General features: G+C 70.0%; 25 protein-coding genes. 22 read left to right on the top strand and 3 right to left on the bottom strand.

Going from position 1 to position 23,604, the window contains the following annotated elements; translation table 11 throughout:
- Nucleotides 1–265 precede the first annotated feature (265 nt).
- The 8 genes from ACFSKW_RS03730 to ACFSKW_RS03695 all read left to right on the top strand — a co-directional run bounded on the left by ACFSKW_RS03730 (nt 266) and on the right by ACFSKW_RS03695 (nt 7,406).
- A complete protein-coding gene (locus ACFSKW_RS03730; RefSeq protein WP_379569090.1) occupies nt 266–1,408 on the top strand; it encodes a branched-chain amino acid ABC transporter substrate-binding protein in 1,143 nt (380 codons plus the stop codon).
- Nucleotides 1,405–2,298 carry a branched-chain amino acid ABC transporter permease gene (locus tag ACFSKW_RS03725; RefSeq protein ID WP_379569088.1) on the top strand — a complete coding sequence of 298 codons (894 nt, stop codon included), beginning with the start codon at nt 1,405–1,407 and terminating at the stop codon, nt 2,296–2,298. The genes ACFSKW_RS03730 and ACFSKW_RS03725 overlap by 4 nt, the downstream gene beginning before the upstream one ends.
- Entirely contained in the window at nt 2,295–3,275 is a 981-nt protein-coding gene (locus ACFSKW_RS03720; protein ID WP_379569086.1) for a branched-chain amino acid ABC transporter permease, read from the top strand. Before ACFSKW_RS03725 ends, ACFSKW_RS03720 begins: the two co-directional genes overlap by 4 nt.
- The gene (locus tag ACFSKW_RS03715; RefSeq protein ID WP_379569084.1) at nt 3,272–4,039 is read left to right on the top strand and encodes an ABC transporter ATP-binding protein; all 768 of its coding nucleotides are present in this window, start codon (nt 3,272–3,274) and stop codon (nt 4,037–4,039) included. The genes ACFSKW_RS03720 and ACFSKW_RS03715 overlap by 4 nt, the downstream gene beginning before the upstream one ends.
- On the top strand, nt 4,032–4,739 hold the full coding sequence (locus ACFSKW_RS03710; protein WP_379569082.1) for an ABC transporter ATP-binding protein: 708 nt from the start codon (nt 4,032–4,034) through the stop codon (nt 4,737–4,739). The genes ACFSKW_RS03715 and ACFSKW_RS03710 overlap by 8 nt, the downstream gene beginning before the upstream one ends.
- Nucleotides 4,736–5,698, top strand: coding sequence for a proline racemase family protein (locus ACFSKW_RS03705; RefSeq protein ID WP_379569080.1), 963 nt, complete (start codon nt 4,736–4,738; stop codon nt 5,696–5,698). The genes ACFSKW_RS03710 and ACFSKW_RS03705 overlap by 4 nt, the downstream gene beginning before the upstream one ends.
- Before the next feature lie 76 nt (nt 5,699–5,774).
- Nucleotides 5,775–6,716 (top strand): ornithine cyclodeaminase family protein, encoded by a 942-nt coding sequence (locus ACFSKW_RS03700; protein ID WP_379569078.1) that lies wholly within the window; start codon nt 5,775–5,777, stop codon nt 6,714–6,716.
- A 24-nt stretch (nt 6,717–6,740) separates the two neighbouring features.
- Nucleotides 6,741–7,406: a GntR family transcriptional regulator gene (locus ACFSKW_RS03695; RefSeq protein ID WP_379569076.1), complete on the top strand. Its 666-nt coding sequence runs from the start codon at nt 6,741–6,743 to the stop codon at nt 7,404–7,406.
- A 131-nt stretch (nt 7,407–7,537) separates the two neighbouring features.
- On the opposite strand, the gene ACFSKW_RS03690 is transcribed toward ACFSKW_RS03695, so the two are convergent.
- The 3 genes from ACFSKW_RS03690 to ACFSKW_RS03680 form a co-directional block, all read right to left on the bottom strand.
- On the bottom strand, nt 7,538–8,458 hold the full coding sequence (locus ACFSKW_RS03690) for an EamA family transporter (RefSeq protein ID WP_379569074.1): 921 nt from the start codon (nt 8,456–8,458) through the stop codon (nt 7,538–7,540).
- Nucleotides 8,459–8,536: 78 nt separating this feature from the next.
- Nucleotides 8,537–9,304 (bottom strand): ABC transporter permease, encoded by a 768-nt coding sequence (locus tag ACFSKW_RS03685; RefSeq protein ID WP_379569073.1) that lies wholly within the window; start codon nt 9,302–9,304, stop codon nt 8,537–8,539.
- Nucleotides 9,301–10,209, bottom strand: a complete 909-nt coding sequence (locus tag ACFSKW_RS03680) for an ABC transporter ATP-binding protein (RefSeq protein WP_379569071.1) — start codon at nt 10,207–10,209, stop codon at nt 9,301–9,303. Before ACFSKW_RS03680 ends, ACFSKW_RS03685 begins: the two co-directional genes overlap by 4 nt.
- A gap of 148 nt (nt 10,210–10,357) precedes the next feature.
- Between ACFSKW_RS03680 and ACFSKW_RS03675 the strand changes: the two genes are divergently transcribed.
- From ACFSKW_RS03675 to hisG, 14 genes are all read left to right on the top strand, one after another.
- Complete coding sequence (locus ACFSKW_RS03675) at nt 10,358–11,134, top strand: VOC family protein (protein WP_379569069.1); 777 nt, start codon at nt 10,358–10,360, stop codon at nt 11,132–11,134.
- 95 nt (nt 11,135–11,229) lie between these two features.
- The gene (locus ACFSKW_RS03670; RefSeq protein WP_379569067.1) at nt 11,230–12,456 is read left to right on the top strand and encodes a multidrug effflux MFS transporter; all 1,227 of its coding nucleotides are present in this window, start codon (nt 11,230–11,232) and stop codon (nt 12,454–12,456) included.
- Between the two features lie 71 nt (nt 12,457–12,527).
- The gene (locus ACFSKW_RS03665) at nt 12,528–13,220 is read left to right on the top strand and encodes a helix-turn-helix transcriptional regulator (protein WP_379569065.1); all 693 of its coding nucleotides are present in this window, start codon (nt 12,528–12,530) and stop codon (nt 13,218–13,220) included.
- Nucleotides 13,217–14,629 (top strand): Fe-S cluster assembly protein SufB, encoded by a 1,413-nt coding sequence (gene sufB / locus ACFSKW_RS03660; RefSeq protein ID WP_379569063.1) that lies wholly within the window; start codon nt 13,217–13,219, stop codon nt 14,627–14,629. Before ACFSKW_RS03665 ends, sufB begins: the two co-directional genes overlap by 4 nt.
- The gene (gene sufD / locus ACFSKW_RS03655; RefSeq protein WP_379569061.1) at nt 14,629–15,753 is read left to right on the top strand and encodes a Fe-S cluster assembly protein SufD; all 1,125 of its coding nucleotides are present in this window, start codon (nt 14,629–14,631) and stop codon (nt 15,751–15,753) included. The genes sufB and sufD overlap by 1 nt, the downstream gene beginning before the upstream one ends.
- Nucleotides 15,750–16,067 (top strand): Rieske (2Fe-2S) protein, encoded by a 318-nt coding sequence (locus ACFSKW_RS03650; RefSeq protein WP_379569059.1) that lies wholly within the window; start codon nt 15,750–15,752, stop codon nt 16,065–16,067. The genes sufD and ACFSKW_RS03650 overlap by 4 nt, the downstream gene beginning before the upstream one ends.
- Before the next feature lie 2 nt (nt 16,068–16,069).
- On the top strand, nt 16,070–16,816 hold the full coding sequence (sufC, locus tag ACFSKW_RS03645; RefSeq protein ID WP_379569057.1) for a Fe-S cluster assembly ATPase SufC: 747 nt from the start codon (nt 16,070–16,072) through the stop codon (nt 16,814–16,816).
- Between the two features lie 67 nt (nt 16,817–16,883).
- Entirely contained in the window at nt 16,884–18,137 is a 1,254-nt protein-coding gene (locus tag ACFSKW_RS03640; RefSeq protein WP_379569055.1) for a cysteine desulfurase, read from the top strand.
- A gap of 1 nt (nt 18,138) precedes the next feature.
- A complete protein-coding gene (gene sufU, locus ACFSKW_RS03635) occupies nt 18,139–18,573 on the top strand; it encodes a Fe-S cluster assembly sulfur transfer protein SufU (RefSeq protein WP_379569053.1) in 435 nt (144 codons plus the stop codon).
- 2 nt (nt 18,574–18,575) lie between these two features.
- The gene (locus ACFSKW_RS03630) at nt 18,576–18,938 is read left to right on the top strand and encodes a metal-sulfur cluster assembly factor (protein ID WP_379569051.1); all 363 of its coding nucleotides are present in this window, start codon (nt 18,576–18,578) and stop codon (nt 18,936–18,938) included.
- A 299-nt stretch (nt 18,939–19,237) separates the two neighbouring features.
- On the top strand, nt 19,238–21,172 hold the full coding sequence (locus ACFSKW_RS03625; RefSeq protein ID WP_379569195.1) for a DEAD/DEAH box helicase: 1,935 nt from the start codon (nt 19,238–19,240) through the stop codon (nt 21,170–21,172).
- 135 nt (nt 21,173–21,307) lie between these two features.
- Nucleotides 21,308–22,420, top strand: coding sequence for a mannose-6-phosphate isomerase, class I (gene manA, locus ACFSKW_RS03620; RefSeq protein ID WP_379569049.1), 1,113 nt, complete (start codon nt 21,308–21,310; stop codon nt 22,418–22,420).
- A 38-nt stretch (nt 22,421–22,458) separates the two neighbouring features.
- Entirely contained in the window at nt 22,459–22,722 is a 264-nt protein-coding gene (locus tag ACFSKW_RS03615; RefSeq protein WP_358139153.1) for a phosphoribosyl-ATP diphosphatase, read from the top strand.
- Nucleotides 22,723–22,736: 14 nt separating this feature from the next.
- Nucleotides 22,737–23,582, top strand: coding sequence for an ATP phosphoribosyltransferase (gene hisG / locus ACFSKW_RS03610; protein ID WP_379569047.1), 846 nt, complete (start codon nt 22,737–22,739; stop codon nt 23,580–23,582).
- The last annotated feature ends 22 nt before the right edge of the window (nt 23,583–23,604 follow it).

Below are 23,604 nucleotides of genomic sequence, written 5' to 3'. Positions count from 1 at the left end.
GCGGTAGAGTCCGCCCGCCACCTCCAAACGCGGCGAGCGGGTGCGTTCGCGCGCCGCTTCCGGACATGGCGGGCAGCCGTACGGCAAAGGGGTGTCTTGACCTGCCCAAAATTTTCGCAAATCGGACATCGGGCCGGGATGCTCACCCTGGCCTATCTTGACGTTCCACCTGCGTGTTAGGACGCTAACGGTCTGGTCTCGGCGCTTGACCTGTCCCTGAGCACGTCGGTGTGATGTCACACATCACTCACGGTAGGAGAGTCTCATGCGCAAGACGCACGTCGTCTCCCTGGTCGCGACCGCAATGATGCTGGCGGGTTGCGGACAGGGCCTCCTCGGCGATGGAGGCGGCGCCCAGCAGGAGGCCAAGGGCCCCATCCGCCTGGGCATGCTCGTCCCGCAGTCGGGCAGCGAGGCCGCGATCGGCCCCTATATGACCAACGCGGCCCAGCTGGCCGTCGACGAGATCAACGCCAAGGGCGGCGTTCTCGGCAGGCAGCTGGAGCTCAAGCCCGCCGACGACGCCTGTGACGCCCAGACGGCGGTCGCGGCCGCCAACAAGGTGGTGACCGAGGGCGTCGAGGTGTCCATCGGAGGCTACTGCTCCGGCGCCACGCTGCCCACCCTGCCGGTGTTCGGCAAGGCGAACATCCCCATGATCATCCCTGCCGCCAACTCGCAGGAACTGGTCGACCAGAAGCTCAAGCACGTCTTCCTGATCAACGGTACCGGCACCCAGCAGGCGGAGTCGGCCACCAAGTGGATCACCAAGCAGGGCGCCACCAAGGTCGCGCTCATGCACGACAACACCAGCTACTCCAAGGACATCGCCGTCCGCACCCAGCCGCTGCTGGGCGACAAGGCGATCATCACCGAGGCGGTCACGCCCAAGGAGAGCGACTACAGCGCCAACATCCACAACGTTCTCGAGAAGAAGCCCGACTTCGTCTACTGGACGGGCTACTTCCAGGAGGGCGGCCTGATCATCAGGCAGCTGCGCCAGGCCGGGTACAAGGGCTCGATCATGGTCGCCGACGGCTCCGTCTCCGCCAAGCTCGGTGAGATCGCCGGACCCGAGGCCGACGGCGTCTTCGCCACCATGACCCCGATCCCCGACACGCTGCCCGACGCCAAGGGCTGGATCGACACCTACACCAAGAAGTTCGGCTCGGCTCCCGGCCCCTACTCCAACCAGGCCTACGACGCCGTGCGGCTGGCCGCCGAGGCGATCACCAAGGCGGGCTCCACCGACGGCGCCAAGGTCATCTCGGCCCTGGAGGGGATCAACGGGTTCACGATGTTCTCCGGCCCGCTGAAGTTCACCCCCGAGCACACTCTTTCCACCGGCGGCTTCCAGATCCTGGTGTGGAAGGGTGACAAGTTCGCCCTACAGGATGCCCTGTCATGACACAGCTCGTCTGGAACGGCCTGTTCGTCGGCTCGTTCTACGCCTTGGTGGCGCTGGGCTACAGCATGGTCTACGGCATCATCAAGCTGCTCAACTTCGCCCACGGCGACCTGTACATGCTCGGCGCGTTCAGCGGCTTCGCCGTCCTGTCCGCGCTGGGCGGGGTCTCCACCGCGATGACACTGCCCGTGCTGCTGGGCGTGCTGCTGCTGACCATGGTCAGCACCGGCCTCGCGGGCGTGGTCCTGGAGCGGGTGGCCTACCGCCCGCTCCGCGGCGCCCCCCGGCTGTCGCTGCTCATCACGGCCGTCGGCGCGTCCTTCGCCATCGAGTACGGCATGCGCATCGTCGCCGGGCCCGATCCCAAGGTCTACCCCGTACGGCTCAGCGGCACCTCGCTCGAAGTGTTCGGCGCCAGGCTCACCCTGCAGCAGCTCGTGCTCATCGGCGTCGCCGTCGTCCTCATGGTCGGCCTCAACCTCCTGGTCACCAAGACCCGCGAGGGCAGGGCCATGAGGGCGATCGCCCTCGACCCGCGCACCAGCTCGCTCATGGGCATCGACGTCAACGCCGTCATCTCCAGGACGTTCTTCCTGGGCTCGGCGCTCGCGGGCGCCGCCGGCGTGATGGCGGGCGCCTACTACGGGAAGATCGACTTCCTGATGGGCTTCCTCATCGGGCTGAAGGCCTTCACCGCGGCCGTCATCGGCGGCATCGGCAACATCCCCGGCACCATGCTGGGCGGCCTCGTGCTCGGCCTGCTGGAGTCGTTCGGCACCTACTGGCTCGGCGGTGAGTGGCGGGACGTGTTCGCCTTCGGCGTGCTGATCCTGTTCCTGACCGTGAGACCCACAGGTCTGCTCGGCGAACGTGTGACGGAGCGGGTGTGAACGAGACGACCAAAGCCCCCGAAGCCCCCCGCAAGGTCGGCGCCAAGGGCCCGCAGACCAGGCTGTCCAAGCTGTTCGACAACCGCTGGATCGGCCTGGCGGGCCTGCTGATCGCGCTGCTCGTGCCGTTCGTCAACGCCAGCAGCTACACGCTGTCCATCATGACCAGCGCCGCGATCTTCGTGATGCTGGCCTCCGGCCTGAACATCGTGGTCGGCTACACCGGCCTGCTGGACCTGGGGTACGCGGCCTTCTTCGCGGTCGGCGCCTACACCAGCGGCGTCCTGTCGACCCGCTTCGACCTGCCGCTGCTGGTCACCGTGCCCGCCGTCATCGTCGTCACGGTCATCGCCGGGATCATCATCGGCGCGCCGACGCTGCGCCTGCGCAGCGACTACCTGGCCATCGTGACGCTGGGCTTCGGCGAGATCATCCGCATCACCGCCAACAACCTGCCCGTCACGGGCGGCCCTTCGGGCATCTACGGCATCCCGAGTCTGGTCGACAGCCCTGCGCTCTTCTACTACGTCACCGTGGCGGTCGTCGCGATCGCCGTGGTCGGCGCCTCCCGCCTGGGCAGGTCGCGGCTCGGCAGGGCCATGCGGTTCGTGCGCGAGGACGAGGACGCCGCCGAGGCGACCGGCGTGCACACCTACCGGGTCAAGCTGGCCGCCTACATCGCAGGAGCGGTCTGGGGCGGGCTGGCGGGCGTGCTGTTCGCGGGCCACCTGTCGGCGATCTCGCCCAACAGCTTCACCTTCCTGCAGTCCGCTCTCGTCCTGATGGCCGTGGTGCTCGGCGGCATGGGCTCGGTGCCCGGCGTCGTGCTCGGCGCGATCGTCATCAGCCTGCTGCCCGAGCTCCTGCGTGGCGTGGCCGACTACCGGTTCTTCGTCTTCGGCGTGCTGCTGATCATCGTGATGCTCGTCAGGCCGCAGGGCCTGTGGCCCGCCCGCTCGAAGGAGGCCCTCAAGTGACGCTCCTAGAGGTGAAGGAGCTGCGCCTGGCGTTCGGCGGGCTGCTGGCCATCGACGGCCTCAGCTTCTCGGTGAACGAGGCCGAGATCGTCTCGGTCATCGGCCCGAACGGCGCGGGCAAGACCTCCGCCTTCAACTGCGTGACCGGCTTCTACCGGCCCACGGGCGGCGAGATCGCCTTCGACGGGCGCTCGCTGCTGGGCCTGCGGCCCTCGGCGGTGGCGGGGGTCGGCATCAGCCGTACCTTCCAGAACCTGCGGTTGTTCGGCGAGCTGTCGGTGCTCGACAACGTCCGCGCGGGCAGCCACCTGTGGCTCAAGCAGAGCGTCTTCGACGCGCTGCTGCACACCCCGCGCTACCGCCGCACCGAGCGCGAGTGCACCGACGAGGCCAACCACTGGCTCGACTTCGTCGGCCTGCGCGGCGACCGCTACTCGGCGGCGCGCAACCTGCCCTACGGCGAGCAGCGCCGCGTCGAGATCGCCCGCGCGCTGGCCCGCAAGCCGCGCCTGCTGCTGCTCGACGAGCCCGCCGCGGGACTCAACCACACCGAGAAGGCCGAGATGCTCGACCTGATCAGGCGCATCCGCGACCTCGGCATCGCGATCGTGCTGATCGAGCACGACATGGGGCTGGTCATGCAGGTCTCCGAACGCATCGTGGTTCTCAACTTCGGCAAGGAGATCGCCGACGGCCGCCCCGAAGAGGTGCGCCGCGACCCCGCCGTGATCGAGGCCTACCTGGGGAGCGACGCCCATGCTTGAGATCACTGACCTCGACGTCCACTACGACGGCGTGCACGCGCTGCGCGGGCTGTCGCTGACCGTCGGCGCCGGCGAGATCGTCACCCTGCTCGGCAACAACGGCGCGGGCAAGACGACCACCCTGTCGGCGATCTCGGGCCTGGTACGGCCCAGCGGCGGCAAGGTCGTCTTCGAGGACAAGGACATCACCGGCCTGGCCGCGCACAAGATCACCAGTCGCGGGCTCGTCCACTGTCCCGAGGGCCGCCGGATCTTCAGCACCCTGAGCGTGCACGACAACCTGCTGCTCGGCGGCTACCTCATGCGCGACCAGGCCGAGGTCAGGAAGCGCATCGACCGCGTCTACGACCTGCTGCCGCGCCTGGCCGAGCGCCGCGCCCAGCAGGGCGGCACGCTCTCGGGCGGCGAGCAGCAGATGCTCGCGATCGGCCGCGCACTGGTGACAGGCCCCCGCCTGCTGCTGCTCGACGAGCCGTCGATGGGCCTGGCGCCGCTGGTCGTGGCCCAGGTGATGGACCTGATCGCCGACATCAACGCCTCGGGCACGGCCGTGCTCCTGGTCGAGCAGAACGCCTCCGCGGCGCTGAAGATCGCCCACAGGGGCTATGTGCTGGAGAGCGGCGAGGGGACCCTGTCCGGCCAGGCCGACTCGCTGCGCTCCGACCCTCGTGTGGTCGAGGCGTACCTAGGAGGGGCATGATCCAGACAATCGACTACCACACCGGCGGCGAGCCGTTCAGGATCGTCGTCGGCGGGGTCGGGGAGATCAAGGGCTCGTCCGTCCTCGAACGCCGCGCCGACGCCTTCCAGCGCGAGGAGATCGACAGGGTGCGGCGGCTGCTGTGCCACGAGCCTCGCGGGCACGCCGACATGTACGGCTGCTTCCTGGTGCCGCCCGACTCCCCGGGCGCCGACCTGGGCGTGCTGTTCTGGCACAAGGACGGCTACTCCACCGCCTGCGGGCACGGGACGATCGCGCTGGGCGTGCACGCCGTCCAGGAGGGGCTGGTCGAGGCCGACCCCGACGGCACCACGGACGTCGTCATCGACGTGCCCTCCGGCAGGGTGACGGCGAGGGTGGCCATGAAGGCCGGCGAGATCACCTCGGTGACCTTCAGGAACGTCCCGTCGTACGTGATCGCGCGCGGCGTCCGGGCGGACGGGACGGACGTCGACGTCTCGTACGGCGGAGCCATCTACGCCTCGCTGCCCGCCTCCTCGCTGGGACTGTCGGTGGCACCCGAGCACCTGACGGAGCTGATCGCCCACGGGCGGCGGATCAAGGCCGCGCTCGCGGACCACCCCGTGGCCAGGCATCCCTCGGACGAGCGGCTGTCGGGCATCTACGGAGTGATCTTCTACGACGAGCTCGGGCCGGCCCACCAGCGCAACGTGACCGTCTTCGCCGACGGAGAGGTGGACAGGTCGCCGTGCGGCTCGGGCACCGCGGCCAGGCTGGCGCTGCTGGCCGAGGAACTGCCCGCCGGCTTCACGCTCACGCACGACAGCATCGTGGGCTCGTCGTTCCGTGCCTGGGTCGCCGAGTCGACCGAGGAGGGCGTGATCCCTGAGATCGAGGGCATGGCCTACCGCACCGGGCGCCACAGCTTCGAACTCGATCCACGCGATCCGATCGGAACGGGGTTCACGCTGCGATGAGCCTGGCGATCACCTCGCTCGGAGCCGGATCCGCGCCCAGGGCCGCGGCCGGCCCCGAGGCGGGCGGAGCCGCGCGATGAGCGGCCTGCCGTACATCGAGGACCTGGAGCGGCTGGTGCCGATGGCGCGAGCCATCGACGTCCTGGAGGAGGCGCTGGCCGCGGGGTTCGACCCCGAGACCGCGCCCGCCCGCGCGGCCGTCCCGGCCGGAGCGGGGGAGTTCCTGCTCATGCCCGCTGCGGCCGGCCGGTACGCCGGTGTCAAGGTGGTCACCGTCGCGCCCGGCAACCCCATGCGTGGGCTGCCCCGGATCCAGGGCACCTACCTGCTGTTCGACGGTGACACCATGACGCCGCTGGCGGCGATGGACGGCCTGGCGCTCACCGCCCTGCGCACGCCGGCCGTCTCCGCCCTCGCGGTCAGGCACCTCGCCCCGCAGAGCGCCTCCAGCCTGCTGGTGTACGGCACGGGGCCGCAGGCGTGGGGCCACGTGCTGGCGATGCGCGAGGTGCGCCCCGTGGACAGGGTCACGGTGGTCGGGCGCGACCACGACAGGGCGGTGGCGCTGGCACTCAAGTGCGCCGAAGCCGGGCTCGCGGCCTCGGCCGCCGTGGGCGCGCCGCCCCCCGGCGCGCTGGTCCCGCTCGAGGAGGCCGACCTGATCGCCTGCTGTACGACCTCCAGGAACCCCCTGTTCCCAGGTAAGCTCACCGGCAACAACGTCACCGTGGCCGCCGTCGGTTCACACGAACCCGACGCCAGAGAGATCGACGATGATCTCGTCGCCCGTGCCACCCTGGTCGTGGAGGCGAGGACGGCGGCGTTGTCCGAGGCTGGAGATGTGGTCATCCCCTTGCGCGGCGGTACGATCACCAGTGGTCATCTGGCCGGCAACCTGGCCGACCTGGTCGCCGGTCGCGTCGCCCTGCGGGAGGGGCCGCGGGTCTTCAAGAGCGTCGGCATGGCGTGGGAGGACCTGGTGGTGGCGGCGGCCGCGTATGAGGCGTGGGCTCATTGAACGGACGAAAGTAGGGAAGCCGGGATGGCTGCGGAGGAGAGGCTCGACCTTCCGGTGGTCGGCGAGCGGCAGAGCCTGCGCGAGCAGGTCGCGCACGCGCTGCGCGCCGCGCTCGTCACCGGCGAGATGCGCCCCGGCGTGGTCTACTCAGCGCCGGTGCTCGCCGCCCAGTTCGGGGTCTCGGCCACGCCGGTCCGCGAGGCCATGCTCGACCTGGCCAAGGAGGGTCTGGTCGAGGCGGTGCGCAACAAGGGATTCAGGGTCACCGAGCTGTCCGACCGCGACCTCGACGAGCTGACCGAGATCCGCCAGCTGATCGAGGTGCCCACGATCGCGCGGCTGGCCGACGCGTCCAGGGCCGAGGAGTTCGAGCGGCTCAGGCCGGTCGCCCAGCAGATCGTCGACGCCGCCGAACGCGCGGACCTGCTCGCCTACATCGACGCCGACCTGCGCTTCCACGTGGAGCTGCTGGCGCTGTCGGGCAACGCGCACCTGGTGGAGGTGGTGCGCGACCTGCGCAACAGGGCCAGGCTGTACGGCCTGTCACGGCTGTCGGAGCGCGGCATGCTGCCCGACTCCGCGCGCGAGCACCTGGAGCTGCTCGACGCGCTCCAGGCGGGCGACCGGCAGGCCGCCGAGCGCATCATGGGCGAGCACATCCACCACGTGCGCGACATCTGGGCCGAATAACACCGTCGAAGCGCGCCCGCGGTGCGGCGACGAGGCGGTGACGTGGTGGTGGCGACGAGGCGGTGACGTGGTGGTGGCGAGGTGGCGGCCCAGTGGCGGCGAGGTGGTGGCCCGGTGGTGGCCCGGTGGCGTCAGCGCCTGTCGCCCGCCCGGGTGGCGCCCAGGCTGGCGGCGACGATGCAGATGATGGCCGCCCACTGCTGCACGTGCAGGATCTCGCCCAGCAGCACCAGCCCGATGATGGCCGCGACCGCGGGCTCCAGGCTCATCAGGATGCCGAAGACGTGCTTGGGCATCCGCCGCAGCGCCTGCAGTTCGAGCGAGTAGGGGATCACCGACGACAGCAGGCCCACCCCGAGCCCGATGAGGATCACCGAAGGCTGCATGAGGTCGGCCCCGCCCGTCGTCACACCCACGGGCGCGACGACCAGAGCCGAGACGATCATCGCGAACGACAGCCCCGTGGTCCCGGGGAAGCGGCTGCCCGCGGCCGAGGACAGCAGGATGTAGGCCGCCCAGCAGGCCCCGGCCACCAGCGCGAAGCCGATGCCGAGCCAGCTCACCGAGGCCGACTCCTGCCACGGCGCGATGAGCGCGATGCCCACCGCCGCCAGGACCGCCCACAGCAGGTCGAGACGGCGGCGGGAGGCCGCGATCGCCACGCCGAGCGGACCGAGGAACTCGATCGCGACCGCGATGCCGATCGGCAGCCTGGCCAGCGCCTCGTAGAACGACAGGTTCATCACGGCGAGCGTGACGCCGAAGCCGATGCCCACCGCCCAGTCGCGCCACGCGAGCCCCTTGAGCCTGGGCCGCGCGACCACGCCCAGGATCAGCGCGCCCGCCGCGATGCGCATGAACACCACCGCCGACGGCGGCAACACCGCGAACAGCTCCTTGGCGAAGCCCGCGCCCAGCTGTACCGAGACGATCCCCAACATGACCAGCCCGGAGGGCGGGATCGAGTCCGTGACCGTGCGCAGCAGGCTGCCGGAGCGCGGCAGGGCTGACTTGAGGCGGTCGGCTGGCCCGTCGAGGGCGAAGGCGGTCACAGGACTCCTCGGGGAGAAGGCGAACAAGCAGGCAACGAGCCTACTCGGCGACCCTGACAACGCCTGGAGGCGGGAGGCCTACTCCCAGCGGAACGTCCTGGACGCCAGCCCGAGCGTGAGCGCCGCCCACACCACCAGCACCGCCACCGCGCCCAGCGGCAGCGCCGCGCCGTCGGCCAGCACCGCTCGCAGGCCGCCGGTCAGCGCCGAGATCGGCAGCAGCCCGAGCACCGGCTCCACCCCGTCGGGGAAGACGCTCAGCGGGAACACCACGCCACCGCAGCCCAGCAGCACCAGGTAGACCAGATTGGCCCCGGCCAGCGTCGCCTCGGCCCGCAGCACCCCGGCCATCAGCAGCCCGAGCCCGCTGAAGGCGGCGGTGCCGAGCAGCACCAGCAGCACGGCCGCGGCGAGCGAGCCGTGCGGCCGCCAGCCGAGCAGCAGCGCCACCACCACGATGACCACGGCCTGCAGCAGCTCCACCGCGACGACGGCCGCGGTCTTGGCCAGAAGCAGCCCCGCCCTCGACAGCGGGGTGGCGCCGAGCCGCTTCAGCACGCCGTAGCGGCGTTCGAAGCCCGTCGCGATCGCCTGCCCCGTGAAGGCCGTCGACATGACCGCGAGCGCGAGCACGCCGGGCGCCAGGAAGCCGACGCGCGAGCCCGCCCCGACGTCGACCAGCGGCGCCAGCGAGAAGCCGACCAGCAGCAGCACCGGGATGATCAGGGTGAGCAACAGCTGCTCGCCGTTGCGCAGGATCGCCCTGGCCTCGGCGCCCGCCTGCGCGAGCACCATCCGGTGGAAGGCCGCGGCCCCGGGGGCGGGGGTGAAGTCGAGGGCGGTCATCGCAGCTCCCTGCCTGTCAGCTCGAGGAAGACGTCCTCCAGCGTTCTGCGCTCGATGGACAGGTCGTCGGCCGTGACGCCCTCGGCGGCGCACCACGCCGTCACCGTGGCCAGCAGCTCGGGCCCGACGTGTCCCTCGATGATGTAGTGGCCGGACGGCGACTCCTTGGCCGCCGAACCCGCCGGCAGCGCGCTCAGCAGCTCATCGAGCGTGAGCCCCGGCCTGGCGCGGAAGCGCAGCTGCCGCTCGGCTCCCGTGAGCGAGGCGGGTGTCCCCTCGGCCACGACCCTGCCCCTGTCGATGATCACCACATGGTCGGCCAGCCGCTCGGCCTCGTCCATGTAGTGGGTGGTCAGCACCACCGCCACGCCGGCCCCGCGCAGGTCCGCGACCAGCTCCCAGCAGGCCCGCCTGGCCTGCGGGTCGAGGCCCGCCGTCGGCTCGTCGAGGAAGACCAGCTCGGGCCTGCCGATCACGGCACCCGCCAGCGAGAGCCGCTGCTGCTGGCCTCCCGACATCCTCCTGTACGGCGTGCGCGCGTGCTCGGCCATGCCCAGCCGTGCCAGAAGGGCCGGAGGGTCGAGGGGGCGGGCATGGAAACGGGACATCAGCCGCAGCCACTCGCCGCACCTCATCGCCGGAGGCACGCCCCCCGCCTGCGGCATCACGCCCACCCTGGCCCGCAGCGACGGGTCGGACGGCGGGCGGTCGAGCACCCGCACGCTGCCGCCGTCCGCGCCGCGGAAACCCTCGCAGATCTCGATGGTGGAGGTCTTGCCCGCGCCGTTCGGCCCAAGGATCGCGGTGACCGCGCCGCGCTCGGCGGCAAGGGTCAGCCCGTCGACGGCGGTGGTGCCGCCGTAGCGTTTGACCAGATCGATGACCTCGACGGCAGGGGAGCTCATGGCCACGAGTTTAGGGACCCGTGCGCGCGGTCAGCGCGGCAGGCGGCGCCGACGACGTTCGCAGACGACAAATAGCTAAAAAGCCAGCCAACTGGAGGGCTGTGACCTTGGTCACGTGATTGGGTGTGAAGCGACAGGAGGTAGAGCGATGTCGGTTCGCAGTGGTTACGAGGCGGGCGTCCCGTGCTGGGTCGATCTCTCGACGTCCGACGTCCGGGCGGCGGTCCGCTTCTACAGCGAGATCTTCGGCTGGACGGCCGAGATGATCGACGATCCGGCCGCGGGAGGCTACGGGCAGTTCGTTTACAACGGCAAGAAGGTGGCGGGCGTCGGCCCGATCATGGGGGAGGGGATGCCTCCCGTCTGGAACGTCTACGTCGCCACGGACGACGCCGCCACCGTGGCCGACCGCGTCAAGAACGCGGGCGGCACCGTCGTCGTCGAGCCCATGCAGGTCTTCGAGGAGGGCACGATGGCCGTCTTCCAGGCCTCGGACGGCTCCTTCTTCTCCGTCTGGCAGGCGGGCAACCACTCCGGCGCCGAACTGGTCAACGAGCCGGGCGCGTTCTGCTGGAACGAGCTGGTCACCAGGGACCCGCAGGCGGCCACGACCTTCTACACCACCGTCTTCCCCTGGACCCCGAGGGTCCAGCAGATGGACGGCATGACCTACACCGAGTGGCTGACCGGCGACAAGAGCATCGCGGGCATGATCGAGATGTCGCCCAACTATCCGGAGGGCACCCCCTCGCACTGGTCGACCTACTTCGCCGTGGCCGACCTCGACGCCACGGTCGCCAAGGCCGGATCGCTGGGCGCCACGGTGCTCATCGACTCGATGGACTCGCCCCCCGGCAGGTTCGGGATGCTCATGGACCCGCAGGGCGCCGCGTTCTCGGTCATCCAGCTGAACGAGACCGCGTGAAATTTCGGCAAAAATCTGGGAATGCGGCGGACCAGATGCTGGTTTGACCCCTCGGCCCTCGTGGGTCACGGCCTACGAGGGAGAGGGGTTCACGCATGTCCGTGGCAGAAGCCGCACCTGCTGTCACCAGAGGGAACCGCCGCGGACTGCTCCTGCTGATCCTGGGGGCGCTGTCGGCCATCGGCCCGCTCTCGATCGACATGTACCTGCCGGCCCTGCCCGCCATCACCGCCGAGATGTCCTCGGCCCCCGCGCAGGTCCAGCTCACGCTGACCGCCTGTCTCATCGGCGTCAGTCTCGGCCAGGTCCTCGCCGGGCCGTTGAGCGACGTCAGGGGGCGCAGGCTCCCGCTCATCGTCGGCGTCGCCGGGTACACGCTGGCCTCGCTGCTGTGCGCCTTCGCGCCCTCCGTGGCCGCGCTCGTCGTGCTGCGCCTGGTGCAAGGGATCATGGGCGGAGCCGCGCTGGTGATCGTCCGCGCCGTGGTCCGCGACCTCTACGAGGGCGCCGCCATCGCCCGCATCTTCGCCACCCTCATGCTGGTCAGCGGCCTGGCCCCCATCCTCGCCCCGATCGCGGGCGCCCAGCTGCTGTCCTTCACCTCGTGGCGCGGCATCTTCGTCGCGCTCAGTGTGGCGGGCGCGGTGCTGGTGCTGGCCGTCCTTCCCGGGGTCAGGGAGACGCTTCCCGCGGACAAGAGGGAGGGCGGCGGGCTGAGGAAGACCGCCGCCACGTTCTGGCGCCTGCTCGGCGACCGCTCGTTCATGGCCTGCTCGCTGTCGGCGGGGCTGGCCTTCGCCGGCATGTTCGCCTACATCTCCGGCTCGCCCTTCGTGCTGCAGGAGGTGTACGGCGCCTCGCCGCAGCAGTTCTCGCTCGTCTTCGCCCTCAACGCCCTCGGCCTGACGGTCATGGCGCAGGTCGGCGGCCGGCTGTCGGGTCGCGTCTCGCCCGCCCGCCTGGTGCTGGGCGGGCTGATCCTCAACCTCGCGGGCGGGGCGCTGCTGGTGGTCGCCGCCACCATGGACCTCGGGCTGACCGGCGTGGTGGCCGCGCTGTTCGTCATCATGTGCGGCGCGGGCCTGGTGCTGCCCGGCACCGGCGCGCTGGCGCTGGCGGGCCAGCCGCAGCAGGTGGCGGGAAGCGCCTCGGCGCTGCTCGGTGTCCTGCAGTTCGCGTTCGGCGCGCTCGCCGCGCCGCTCGTGGGCCTGGCCGGATCCGGTACGGCGGTGCCGATGGCCGTCGTCATGCTGGCGCTCATCGTCGCCTCCTTCCTGGTGTTCGCGATCATGGGTCGAGGCCGCGTCTTTGCAGTTAGGTAAGCCTTGCCTGCGTGAGAAATTGCATCCCCATTCGTTTGTGAAGCGGGAAGGAATTACGGCACACTGATGTTGTGAAAAACGTGCACCCCTCGATCGAGCCAGGACATGAGCGCAGTACCCGCGCCCGTGTGGCCAGGCTGATCCTGGAGCACGGGCCCGTAGCGGCCGCGGCGCTCGGAGAGCGGCTGGGGCTCACCCCCGCAGCCGTTCGCCGTCACCTTGACGCGCTGCTGGCCGACGGGATGATCGAGCCCCGCACGACACGGCCGCGCGGACAGCGCGGGCGCGGGCGACCGGCCAAGCTGTTCGCCATCACCGACGCGGGGCGCAGTGCTTTCGAGCACGCCTATGACGATCTCGCGGGGAGCGCGTTGCGCTTCCTCGCCGAGCGCATGGGCGAGGAAGCGGTGACCGAGTTCGCCCGTTCCCAGGTCGAGGGCCTGGTGAAGCGGCTTGAGCCGGTCATGCGGACAGTGCCGGAAGACCAGCGCGTTCAGGTGCTGGCCCAGGCGCTGTCGGCGGACGGTTACGCCGCCTCGGCCAGCAAGGCCAAGTCGGGCGGCGACCAGCTCTGCCAGCACCACTGCCCGGTGGCGCACGCGGCGGCGGAGTTCCCGCAGCTGTGCGAGGCCGAGACGGAAGCGTTCGCGCAGCTGCTCGGCACCCCCGTGCAACGCCTGGCCACCATCGCACACGGCGACGGGGTCTGCACCACCCATGTGAGCCCCGTTCGGATAAGAGAGAGCAAGGAGACCGGAAGGTGACTGTCACCGACCGCCCGGAGCTGGAAGGCCTCGGGAATTACAAGTTCGGCTGGTCCGACTCTGACGCCGCGGGAGCGGCGGCCAAGCGAGGCCTGTCCGAGGAGGTCGTCCGCAACATCTCCGCGCTCAAGAACGAGCCGGAGTGGATGCTCGACCTTCGCCTGAAGGGCCTCCGTCTGTTCGACAAGAAGCCACTGCCCACGTGGGGTTCGGACCTGACGGGCATCGACTTCGACAACATCAAGTACTTCGTGCGCTCGACCGAGAAGCAGGCCGCTTCCTGGGACGAGCTGCCCGAGGACATCAAGAACACCTACGACAAGCTCGGCATCCCCGAGGCCGAGAAGCAGCGGCTCATCGCCGGTGTCGCCGCCCAGTACGAGTCCGAGGTCGTCTACCACAAGATCCGTGAGGACCTCGAGGAGAAGGGCGTCATCTTCGTCGACACCGACACGGGCCTGAAGGAGCACGAGGAGCTCTTCAAGGAGTACTTCGGCTCGGTGATCCCCGTGGGCGACAACAAGTTCGCCGCGCTCAACACCTCCGTGTGGTCGGGCGGCTCGTTCATCTACGTGCCGCCGAACGTCGAGGTGGAGATCCCGCTGCAGGCCTACTTCCGGATCAACACCGAGAACATGGGCCAGTTCGAGCGGACCCTGATCATCGTGGACGAGAACAGCTACGTCCACTACGTCGAGGGCTGCACCGCGCCGATCTACTCCAGCGACTCGCTCCACTCGGCCGTCGTCGAGATCGTCGTGAAGAAGAACGCCCGCTGCCGTTACACGACCATCCAGAACTGGTCGAACAACGTCTACAACCTGGTCACCAAGCGCGCCGTGGCGTACGAGGGCGCGACCATGGAGTGGATCGACGGCAACATCGGCTCCAAGGTCACGATGAAGTACCCGGCCGTCTACCTGATGGGCGAGCACGCCAAGGGTGAGACGCTGAGCGTCGCCTTCGCCGGCGAGGGCCAGCACCAGGACGCGGGCTCCAAGATGGTCCACCTGGCGCCCAACACCTCCTCCAGCGTGATCTCCAAGTCGGTGGCGCGCGGCGGCGGCCGTACCTCCTACCGCGGGCTCGTGCAGATCGAGGAGGGGGCCCACGGCTCGGCCTCGACCGTCAAGTGCGACGCGCTGCTCGTCGACCAGATCAGCCGCTCCGACACCTACCCCTACGTCGACGTCCGCGAGGACGACGTCTCCATGGGGCACGAGGCCACGGTCTCCAAGGTCAGCGAGGACCAGCTGTTCTACCTCATGAGCCGCGGGCTCGACGAGGACGAGGCGATGGCGATGATCGTGCGCGGTTTCGTGGAGCCGATCGCGCGTGAGCTGCCCATGGAGTACGCCCTCGAACTGAACCGCCTGATCGAGCTGCAGATGGAAGGAGCCGTCGGCTGATGGGCCTGAACGAGAAGCCCCTGTCGACCCTGCACGAGAAGTCGTCCTACAGCCTGGACGACTTCGCGGTGCCGACCGGGCGCGAGGAGCAGTGGCGCTTCACGCCGCTGTCGCGCCTGAAGGGCCTGCACAACGGCGCCGCCGAGGTGACCGGGCAGGTCGTCACGCAGGCGTTCACGCCCGCGGGTGTGAACGCCGAGTGGGTCAGCCGCGACGACGCGAGGGTCGGCAAGGCCTACGCCCCCGTCGACAGGGTGAGCGCGCAGGCCTACAACTCCTTCGAGAAGGCTCTGGTCGTCACCGTGCCGAAGGAGGCCGTCCCGGCCGAGCCGATCCAGATCGAGGTGCGCGGCGGCGGCGTCGAAGGCGCCGCCTACGGCCACATCGTGGTCAAGGTCGAGCCGATGGCCGAGGCCGTGGTCGTCATCGACCACCAGGGCAGCGCGCTCTACGCCGACAACATCGAGTTCGTCGTGGGCGACGGCGCCACCCTGAAGGTCATCAGCCTGCAGGACTGGGCCGACGACGCCGTCCACGTCTCCCACCACCACGCCCAGCTGGCCAAGGACGCGACCTTCCGCGGCTTCGTGGTCACCCTGGGCGGCGACCTCGTACGGCTGTCGCCCAGCGTCGCCTACACCGCCCCCGGCGGCGACGCCGACCTGTCCGGCATCTACTTCGTCGACGCCGGTCAGCACCTGGAGCACCGCCTGCTGGTCGACCACTCCCAGCCCAACTGCAAGAGCTACGTCGACTACCGCGGCGCGCTGCAGGGCGAGGACGCGCACGCCGTCTGGATCGGCGACGTGATCATCAGGGTCGAGGCCGAGGGCACCGACACCTATGAGCTCAACCGCAACCTGATCCTCACCGACGGCGCCCGCGCCGACTCGGTGCCCAACCTCGAGATCCTCACCGGCGAGGTCGCGGGCGCGGGTCACGCCTCCGCGTCGGGCCGCCTGGACGACGAGCACATCTTCTACCTCCAGGCCCGCGGCATCCCCTACGACGAGGCCCGCCGCCTGGTCATCAGGGGCTTCCTGGGCCAGCTGGTGGAGAAGATCTCCGTTCCCGAGCTGCGCGAGCGCGTCCTGGCCAAGGTCGAGGCGGAGCTCGAGAAGTGACATTCCAGAAGGTCTGCAAGATCAGTGACATCTCCGACGGGGGTGTCATCGGCGTCGAGGTGGACGACACCCCCGTGGCGCTGGTCCGCAAGGGCGATGAGGTCTTCGCCCTTCACGACGTCTGTTCGCACGCCGAGGTGAAGCTCAGCGAGGGGGAGGTCTACGACGGGACCCTCGAGTGCTGGCTGCACGGCTCGTGCTTCGACGTGCGCTCGGGCAAGCCCACCGGCCCGCCCGCCACCAAGCCCGTGAACGTTTACCGAGTGAAGATCGACGGCGACGACGTCCTCGTCTCGCTCTCGAAGGAGTCATAACAGTGTCCACCCTTGAGATTCGTGACCTCCAGGTCTCCGTCGCGGACAAGGAGATCCTGCGCGGCGTCAACCTCGTCGTGAAGGCGGGCGAGACCCACGCCATCATGGGTCCGAACGGCTCGGGCAAGTCCACCCTCGCCTACGCGATCGCCGGTCACCCCAAGTACACGATCACCGGCGGCCAGGTCCTGCTCGACGGCGTCGACCTGCTGGAGCTGTCGGTCGACGAGCGCGCCCGCGCCGGCCTGTTCCTCGCCATGCAGTACCCGGTCGAGGTTCCCGGCGTCAGCGTGTCCAACTTCCTCCGTTCGGCCGTCACCGCCGTGCGCGGCGAGGCGCCGAAGCTGCGCGAGTTCAGCAAGGACCTGAAGTCCGGCATGGACTCCCTGGCCATCGACTCCGCCTTCGCGACCCGCAACGTCAACGAGGGCTTCTCCGGAGGCGAGAAGAAGCGCCACGAGATCCTCCAGCTCGAGCTGCTCAAGCCGAAGATCGCCGTCCTCGACGAGACCGACTCGGGCCTCGACGTCGACGCGCTGCGCGTGGTGTCGGAGGGCATCAACCGCTTCCGCGCCTCCGGCGAGACCGGTGTCCTGCTGATCACCCACTACACCCGCATCCTGCGCTACGTGAAGCCGGACTTCGTGCACGTCTTCGCGGGCGGCAAGATCGTCGAAGAGGGTGGGCCCGAACTGGCCGAGAAGCTCGAAGCCGAGGGCTACGAGCAGTACACGAAGGCATCGGCGTAATGAACCCGGAGCGAACCCGGCGCAGTGAGCGGGGTCCGCGAAGCGAATGAGGAGTGGTGAGCGACCAATGAACGGAGCGTTCGACGTGGAGAGGGTCAGGAAGGACTTCCCTGTCCTCTCCCGCGAGCTGTCCGGCGGGCGCCCGCTCGTCTACCTCGACTCGGGCAACTCCTCGCAGAAGCCGACGCAGGTCATCGAGACCATGCGCGACCACTTCGCGATGCACTACAGCAATGTGGGGCGGGCGCACCACGCGCTCGGCACCGAGTCGACCGAGGCGTACGAGGCGGCGCGCGACAAGGTGGCCGCCTTCGTGAAGGCGCCCAGCCGGGACGAGATCGTGTTCACCAAGAACGCCTCCGAGGCGCTCAACCTGGTGGCCTACTCCTTCGGCAACCGCACCAACACCGACCCCCGGTTCGCCCTCGGTCCCGGTGACGAGATCGTCATCTCCGAGATGGAGCACCACTCCAACATCGTCCCGTGGCAGATGCTGGTGCAGCGCACGGGCGCGACGCTCAAGTGGTTCGGCGTGACCGACGACGGCAGGCTGGACCTGGCCGACGGCGTCATCACCGACCGCACGAAGATCGTCTCGGTCGCGCACCAGTCGAACGTGCTCGGCACCGTCAACCCGGTCGCCGAGATCGTGCGCCGTGCCCGCGAGGTGGGCGCGCTGGTGATGCTCGACTCCTCCCAGTCGGTGCCGCACCACCCGATCGACCTGGCCGGGCTGGACGTCGACTTCGTGGCCTTCACCGGCCACAAGATGCTCGGCCCCTCGGGCATCGGCGTGCTGTGGGGGCGGGCCGAACTGCTCGAGGCGATGCCGCCGTTCCTCGGCGGCGGCGAGATGATCGAGGCGGTCTGGATGGATCGCTCGACCTACGCGCCCATCCCGCACAAGTTCGAGGCGGGGACGCCGCCGATCGTCGAGGCCATCGGGCTCGGCGCGGCGGTCGACTACCTCGAAGGCGTCGGCATGGCGGCCATCGAGGCGCACGAGCGTGAGCTGACGGCCTACGCGCTGCAGGCGCTCGCCGAGGTGCCCTCGCTGCGGATCGTCGGCCCCGCCTCGACCGAGGGCAGGGGCGCGACGGTGTCCTTCACCCTGGAGGGCATACACCCGCACGATGTTGGGCAGATCCTCGATGACCGGTTCGGCGTCGCCGTACGGGTTGGACATCACTGCGCGCGGCCACTTCACCTGAGGTTCGGAATACCCGCGACCACGCGGGCGTCGTTCTACCTGTACAACACCACGAGCGAGATAGACGCCCTGGTCAGGGGTCTCCACCACGTGCAGAAGGTGTTCGCCTGAAATGATCGCCGAGTCGATGTACCAGGAGCTGATCCTGGAGCACTACAAGCACCCGCAGGGGCGGGGGCTGCGTGAGCCGTACGACGCCGAGGTCCACCACGTGAACCCGACGTGCGGCGACGAGATCACGCTCAGGGTCAGGGTCGGCGACGGCGGCAAGATCGAGGACGTCTCCTACGACGGCCAGGGCTGCTCCATCAGCCAGGCCGCGGCCTCGGTGCTGCACGAGCTGGCCACCGGCTCGACGGTCGAGGCTTCGCTGTCGGTCGTGGAGGAGTTCACCAGGCTGATGCAGGGCAGGGGCAAGGTGGAGGCCGACGAGGACGTGCTGGGAGACGCGGTCGCCTTCGCGGGCGTGGCGAAGTTCCCCGCGCGCGTCAAGTGCGCGCTGCTGTCCTGGATGGCTTACAAGGACGCTGTTGTGAGGAGCGCTTAGATATGAGCAAGCCCGTGGAGACGCCGACGTCGGCGTTCGACGGTGACGCGACCGTCGAGGAGGTCATGGAGGCGCTCAGAGACGTCGTCGACCCCGAACTCGGCATCAATGTCGTCGACCTGGGCCTCGTCTACGGCCTCAACCTCGACCCCGTCGAAGGCGGCCAGCCCGTGGCCACCATCGACATGACGCTGACCAGCGCGGCCTGCCCGCTGACCGACGTCATCGAGGACCAGGCCCACTCGGCCCTCGACGGCATGGTCTCCGACGTGAAGATCAACTGGGTCTGGCTGCCGCCGTGGGGCCCCGACAAGATCACCGACGACGGACGTGACCAGTTGCGTATGCTAGGATTCAACGTCTGATCTTTTCGCTGTACGGCTGGCGATTTGCAGCGCCAGCCGTTTCAGCATGCCAGGGCTCCGGAAGGTCCGGGTCCCGCGCGGGGAATATCCCCATCCTCTCGCGTGTTTGGCAACACGTGCACCTGACGCACCATCGTGCGTGAACGCCGCCTGCGGCCGGCTCATTGGGTGCGCGTAGACGGGCCGAAGCTAGTGGCCCAGTCCCCACCCCGAAGGGCGTAAGAGACGCCCGTGTACTCGGCTCGTCCTTTCGCAGAAGTGACGCGCCCACTCTGACTGAAAGGCACGACTTCGTGACCATGCTCGACGCTGCCATGCCCGAAACCTCCACCGAGGAGCAGGGCGTTCCGGAGTTCGAGTTGCTTGGCCTGCCCAAGCCGCTCGTCACCGGCCTGTCAAGGCAGGGCATCGACAGCCCCTTCCCCATCCAGACCGCCACGATCCCCGACGTGCTGGCCGGCCACGACGTTCTCGGCCGGGGCCAGACGGGCTCGGGCAAGACCCTCGCCTTCGGCCTTCCCACGATGGCGCGCATCGCGGGCGTCAGGCCCACCCCCAAGCGCCCCCGCGCGATGATCCTGGTGCCCACCCGTGAGCTCGCGCTGCAGGTCCACGACGCCCTCGAGCCCCTCGGCCGCGGCCTCGGCCTGCGCATGAAGGTCGTCGTCGGCGGCATGTCCATGGGCAAGCAGGTCGAGGCCCTGCGCCGGGGCGTCGACGTCATCATCGCCACGCCGGGACGCCTGGGCGACCTGATGCGCCAGGGCGAGTGCTCGCTCGACGCCGTCGAGGTCAGCGTCCTCGACGAGGCCGACCACATGTGCGACCTCGGCTTCTTCCCCGTCGTGTCGGACCTGCTCGCGCAGACCCCCGCCGACGGGCAGCGGCTGCTGTTCTCCGCCACGCTCGACGGCGACGTCGACAAGCTGGTGCGGCGCTTCCTCAAGGACCCGATCACCCATTCGATCGCGCCCGCGACCTCGCCGGTCGACACCATGGAGCACCACGTGATCCAGGTGAGCCGCGACGACAAGTTCGACGTCACCGCCGAGATCGCCAACCGCGAGGGCCGCACGATCATCTTCGTGCGCACCCAGCACGGCGTCGACCGGCTGTGCAAGCAGCTGGCCCGTGTCGGCGTCAAGGCCGGCGGCCTCCATGGCGGCAAGCGCCAGAACCAGCGCACCCGCATCCTGGCGGAGTTCAAGGAGGGCCAGGTCGACGTCCTGGTCTGCACCGACGTCGCGGCCCGCGGCATCCACGTCGACGGCATCAGCCTGGTGCTCCACGTCGACCCGCCGCAGGACCACAAGAGCTACCTGCACAGGGGCGGCCGTACGGCCCGCGCGGGCGAGAAGGGCACCGTGGTGACCCTGGTCCTGCCGAACGAGCGCCGTTCCACCGACGCGCTGACCCGCCGCGCCGGCATCCACCCGTTCAGGCTGAAGGCCGTGCCGGGCAACGACCGCGTCGCCGAGGTGACGGGCGCCCGCGCCCCCAGCGGGGAGTCCATCCCCGTGTGGGAGCCCGACGTGCGCAAGCCGCTGCGTCCCCGTCGCGAGGGCGCCGGTCACGGTGGTGAGCGTCGCGGCCGTCGTCGTGACTTCGGCGACGACCGGCGCCCGCGTCGTCACGACGGCGAGGACCGGCGTCCCCAGCGCGACTTCGACGGCGAGCGCGGCCCGCGCGGCGACTTCGGCGGCGAGCGCCGCCCGCACCGCTCCTTCGACGGCGACCGCCGTCCGCGCCAGAACGACGGCGGCTCGGCCGAGCCGCGGACGTTCGGCGAGGGCAGGCCCGCCTACCGCGACAGGGGCCAGGGCGGCTACCGCTCCGACGACCGTGGCGGGTTCCGCTCGGACGAGCGCGGCGGCAACCGTTCGGACGACCGCGGCGGATTCAGGTCCGACGACCGCGGGCCGCGTTCGGGCGGGTTCCGCTCGGGCGGCTTCGGCTCCGACGACCGGGCGCCGCGTTCGGGCGGCTATCGCGACGACAGGGCCTCCCGTCAGGGTGGCGGCTACCGCTCCGACGACCGCGGCCGTCCCTTCTCCAGCGACCGGGGGTCCCGCCCCGCGGGATTCCGTTCCGACGACCGCGGCGACTCCAGGGGCCGCCCGTTCTCGGCCAACCGCGACGACAGGGGGCCGCGCGGCGGCTTCCGCTCCGACGACCGCGGCAACGGCGGCTACCGCTCCGACCGCGGCAACTCGGGCCGTCGCTTCGGCCGCTGACCCACCTCGTCGCCGCCCGCCTGCCCCGCCTTCCGGCGGGGTACGGCGGGCTGCGCCGTTTCCAGGGGTTCCGCTCGCGTTCATACCGGCGCGATAGTCTCGACGAGGCCGCACACTGGCGCAATCGGAGATCTCGTGACTGAGCTGCTTTCCAACCCCGTCAAGCACTACGACTGGGGTTCCCGCACCGCCATCGCCGCTCTGACAGGGCGCCCGACTCCCTCGCCGGAGCCCGAGGCGGAGATGTGGCTCGGCGCCCACCCCTCGGGCCCCTCCCTGCTGGCAGGGCGAGGCGTCACCCTCGACCAGGCGATCGCCGCCGACCCCGAGGGCGAGCTGGGCGGCCAGACGGTGGCCAGGTTCGGCGCGCGCCTGCCGTACCTGCTGAAGCTGATCGCGGTCGGCAGGGTGCTGTCGCTGCAGGTGCACCCCTCGGCCGAGCAGGCCGAGGCGGGTCACGCGCGCGGCGCCTACGTCGACGCCTACCCCAAGCCCGAGCTGGTCTGCGCGCTGACGCCGTTCAGCGGCCTGGCGGGTTTCCGCGCGCCCGGCGAGGCGGCGCGGCTGCTTCAGGCGCTCGCACTGCCCGAGCTCCAGCCGGTCGTCGACCTGCTGGAGGCGGGCGAGGCCGCGGGCGCGCTGCGGCTGCTGCTGGAGTGGCCGGATCGCAAGGCGCTGGTCGAGTCCGTCGTGGCGGCGGCCGGGCCGCTCGGCCATGACCTCGTGCTCCACCTGGCCGAGCAGTACCCCGACGACCCGGCCGTCCTCGCGCCGCTGCTGATGAACAGGCACGACCTGAAGCCGGGAGAGGCGCTGTTCCTCGGCGCGGGCGTGCTCCACTGCTACCTGAGCGGGTTCGGCGTGGAGATCATGGGGGGCTCCGACAACGTGCTGCGGGCGGGGCTGACCCCCAAGCCGATCGACGTGGACGAGCTGCTGCAGATCACCGACTTCGCCGCCCAGCCGCTGCGGGTCGAGCCCGTGGACGGGCTCTACACGGTGCCCGTCCCCGAGTTCGCGCTCGGCCGCGCGCAGGGGCCCGACGACACACTGGAGGGCGGCGTTCCGCGCGTGTTCGTGTGCGTCGAGGGGGAGGTCACCGTCGACGGCCGGACGCTGCGGGCGGGGGAGTCGGCGTTCGTGCCGGGCTCGCAGGGCGCCTTCGAGGTGCGCGGACCCGGCACCGTCTTCTGGGCCCAGCCATCTCGGGTGGCGGGCGTTCCCGCTGCTGAGCCTGAGTGCCGATAGGCTGGACGCGCTATGTCAACCGAGCACCGAGAGAGATCATGAAGACCTTCGATGAGCTGTTCGCCGAGCTGTCCGAAAAGGCGCGCACCCGGCCCGCGGGCTCGGGCACCGTGGCCGCGCTGGACGCCGGCGTCCATGCCATCGGCAAAAAGGTCGTCGAGGAGGCAGCCGAGAGCTGGATGGCCGCCGAGCACGAGTCCGACGACCGCGCCGCCGAGGAGATCTCGCAACTGCTCTACCACGTGCAGTGCCTCATGATCGCCCGCGGTATCGGGCTCGACCAGGTCTACAAGTACCTCTGAAAGGAGCGTCCACGATGCTACGGCTGGCCGTACCCAACAAGGGCGCCCTCAACGAGGCCGCCGCCACCATGCTGAAGGAAGCCGGATACCGCACCAGGAAGGACAGCAAGGAACTCGTCGTCGTCGACGCCGACAACTCCTGCGAGCTGTTCTTCCTGCGTCCACGCGACATCGCCGTCTACGTCGGCGAGGGCACGCTCGACGCCGGGATCACCGGCCGCGACATGCTGTTCGACTCGGGAGCGCCGGTGGAGGAGGTGCTGCCGCTCGGCTTCGGCGGCTCCACCTTCCGCCTGGCCACCAGGTCAGGCACCATGTCCACCGTGCAGGACCTCAACGGCCTGCGCATCGCCACCTCCTACGCCGGGCTGCTGGAGAAGTACCTGTCCGAGAGCGGCGTCGACGCCCGCGTCATCAAGCTCGACGGCGCGGTCGAGACGGCCATCCGCCTGGGCGTCGCCGACGCCGTGGCCGACGTGGTCGAGACCGGCACCACCCTGCGCAACGTCGGCCTCGAGGTCTTCGGCGAGCCGATCATGCGCTCGGAGGCCGTGCTGATCAGGCGCGAGGGCATCGCGGAGACGCAGGGGATGCGGCAGCTCGTGCGCCGCCTCCAGGGCGTCATCCACGCCCGCGACTACGTGATGATGGACTACGACATCCGCGCCGAGCAGATCGAGCAGGCCAGCGCCATCACGCCGGGCATGGAGGGCCCCACGATCTCGCCGCTGCACCGCGAGGGCTGGGTCGCCGTCCGCACCATGGTGCCGCGCAAGGGCCACCAGCAGGTGATGGACCAGCTCTGGGAGATCGGCGCGCGCGCCATCCTGGTCACCGACATCTACGCCTGCAGGATCTAGCGGGCGGCCGGCGATCATCATC

Origin of the sequence: Nonomuraea mangrovi (genome assembly GCF_042681425.1) — a bacterium.
GTDB lineage: Bacteria > Actinomycetota > Actinomycetes > Streptosporangiales > Streptosporangiaceae > Nonomuraea > Nonomuraea mangrovi.
This window is presented reverse-complemented; position numbering and strand designations above follow the sequence as displayed.

What these genes read in the sequence shown, in the direction of transcription:
- hisG (WP_379569047.1), top strand. Translation starts at nt 22,737, where the DNA reads ATGCTACGGCTGGCCGTACCCAACAAGGGCGCCCTCAACGAGGCCGCC.
- ACFSKW_RS03700 (WP_379569078.1), top strand. Translation starts at nt 5,775, where the DNA reads ATGAGCGGCCTGCCGTACATCGAGGACCTGGAGCGGCTGGTGCCGATG.
- ACFSKW_RS03730 (WP_379569090.1), top strand. Translation starts at nt 266, where the DNA reads ATGCGCAAGACGCACGTCGTCTCCCTGGTCGCGACCGCAATGATGCTG.
- ACFSKW_RS03670 (WP_379569067.1), top strand. Translation starts at nt 11,230, where the DNA reads ATGTCCGTGGCAGAAGCCGCACCTGCTGTCACCAGAGGGAACCGCCGC.
- sufU (WP_379569053.1), top strand. Translation starts at nt 18,139, where the DNA reads ATGATCGCCGAGTCGATGTACCAGGAGCTGATCCTGGAGCACTACAAG.
- ACFSKW_RS03675 (WP_379569069.1), top strand. Translation starts at nt 10,358, where the DNA reads ATGTCGGTTCGCAGTGGTTACGAGGCGGGCGTCCCGTGCTGGGTCGAT.
- ACFSKW_RS03615 (WP_358139153.1), top strand. Translation starts at nt 22,459, where the DNA reads ATGAAGACCTTCGATGAGCTGTTCGCCGAGCTGTCCGAAAAGGCGCGC.
- ACFSKW_RS03705 (WP_379569080.1), top strand. Translation starts at nt 4,736, where the DNA reads ATGATCCAGACAATCGACTACCACACCGGCGGCGAGCCGTTCAGGATC.
- ACFSKW_RS03710 (WP_379569082.1), top strand. Translation starts at nt 4,032, where the DNA reads ATGCTTGAGATCACTGACCTCGACGTCCACTACGACGGCGTGCACGCG.
- ACFSKW_RS03640 (WP_379569055.1), top strand. Translation starts at nt 16,884, where the DNA reads ATGAACGGAGCGTTCGACGTGGAGAGGGTCAGGAAGGACTTCCCTGTC.
- ACFSKW_RS03695 (WP_379569076.1), top strand. Translation starts at nt 6,741, where the DNA reads ATGGCTGCGGAGGAGAGGCTCGACCTTCCGGTGGTCGGCGAGCGGCAG.
- sufD (WP_379569061.1), top strand. Translation starts at nt 14,629, where the DNA reads ATGGGCCTGAACGAGAAGCCCCTGTCGACCCTGCACGAGAAGTCGTCC.
- ACFSKW_RS03625 (WP_379569195.1), top strand. Translation starts at nt 19,238, where the DNA reads ATGCTCGACGCTGCCATGCCCGAAACCTCCACCGAGGAGCAGGGCGTT.
- ACFSKW_RS03630 (WP_379569051.1), top strand. Translation starts at nt 18,576, where the DNA reads ATGAGCAAGCCCGTGGAGACGCCGACGTCGGCGTTCGACGGTGACGCG.
- ACFSKW_RS03680 (WP_379569071.1), bottom strand. Translation starts at nt 10,209, where the DNA reads ATGAGCTCCCCTGCCGTCGAGGTCATCGATCTGGTCAAACGCTACGGC.
- ACFSKW_RS03725 (WP_379569088.1), top strand. Translation starts at nt 1,405, where the DNA reads ATGACACAGCTCGTCTGGAACGGCCTGTTCGTCGGCTCGTTCTACGCC.
- ACFSKW_RS03685 (WP_379569073.1), bottom strand. Translation starts at nt 9,304, where the DNA reads ATGACCGCCCTCGACTTCACCCCCGCCCCCGGGGCCGCGGCCTTCCAC.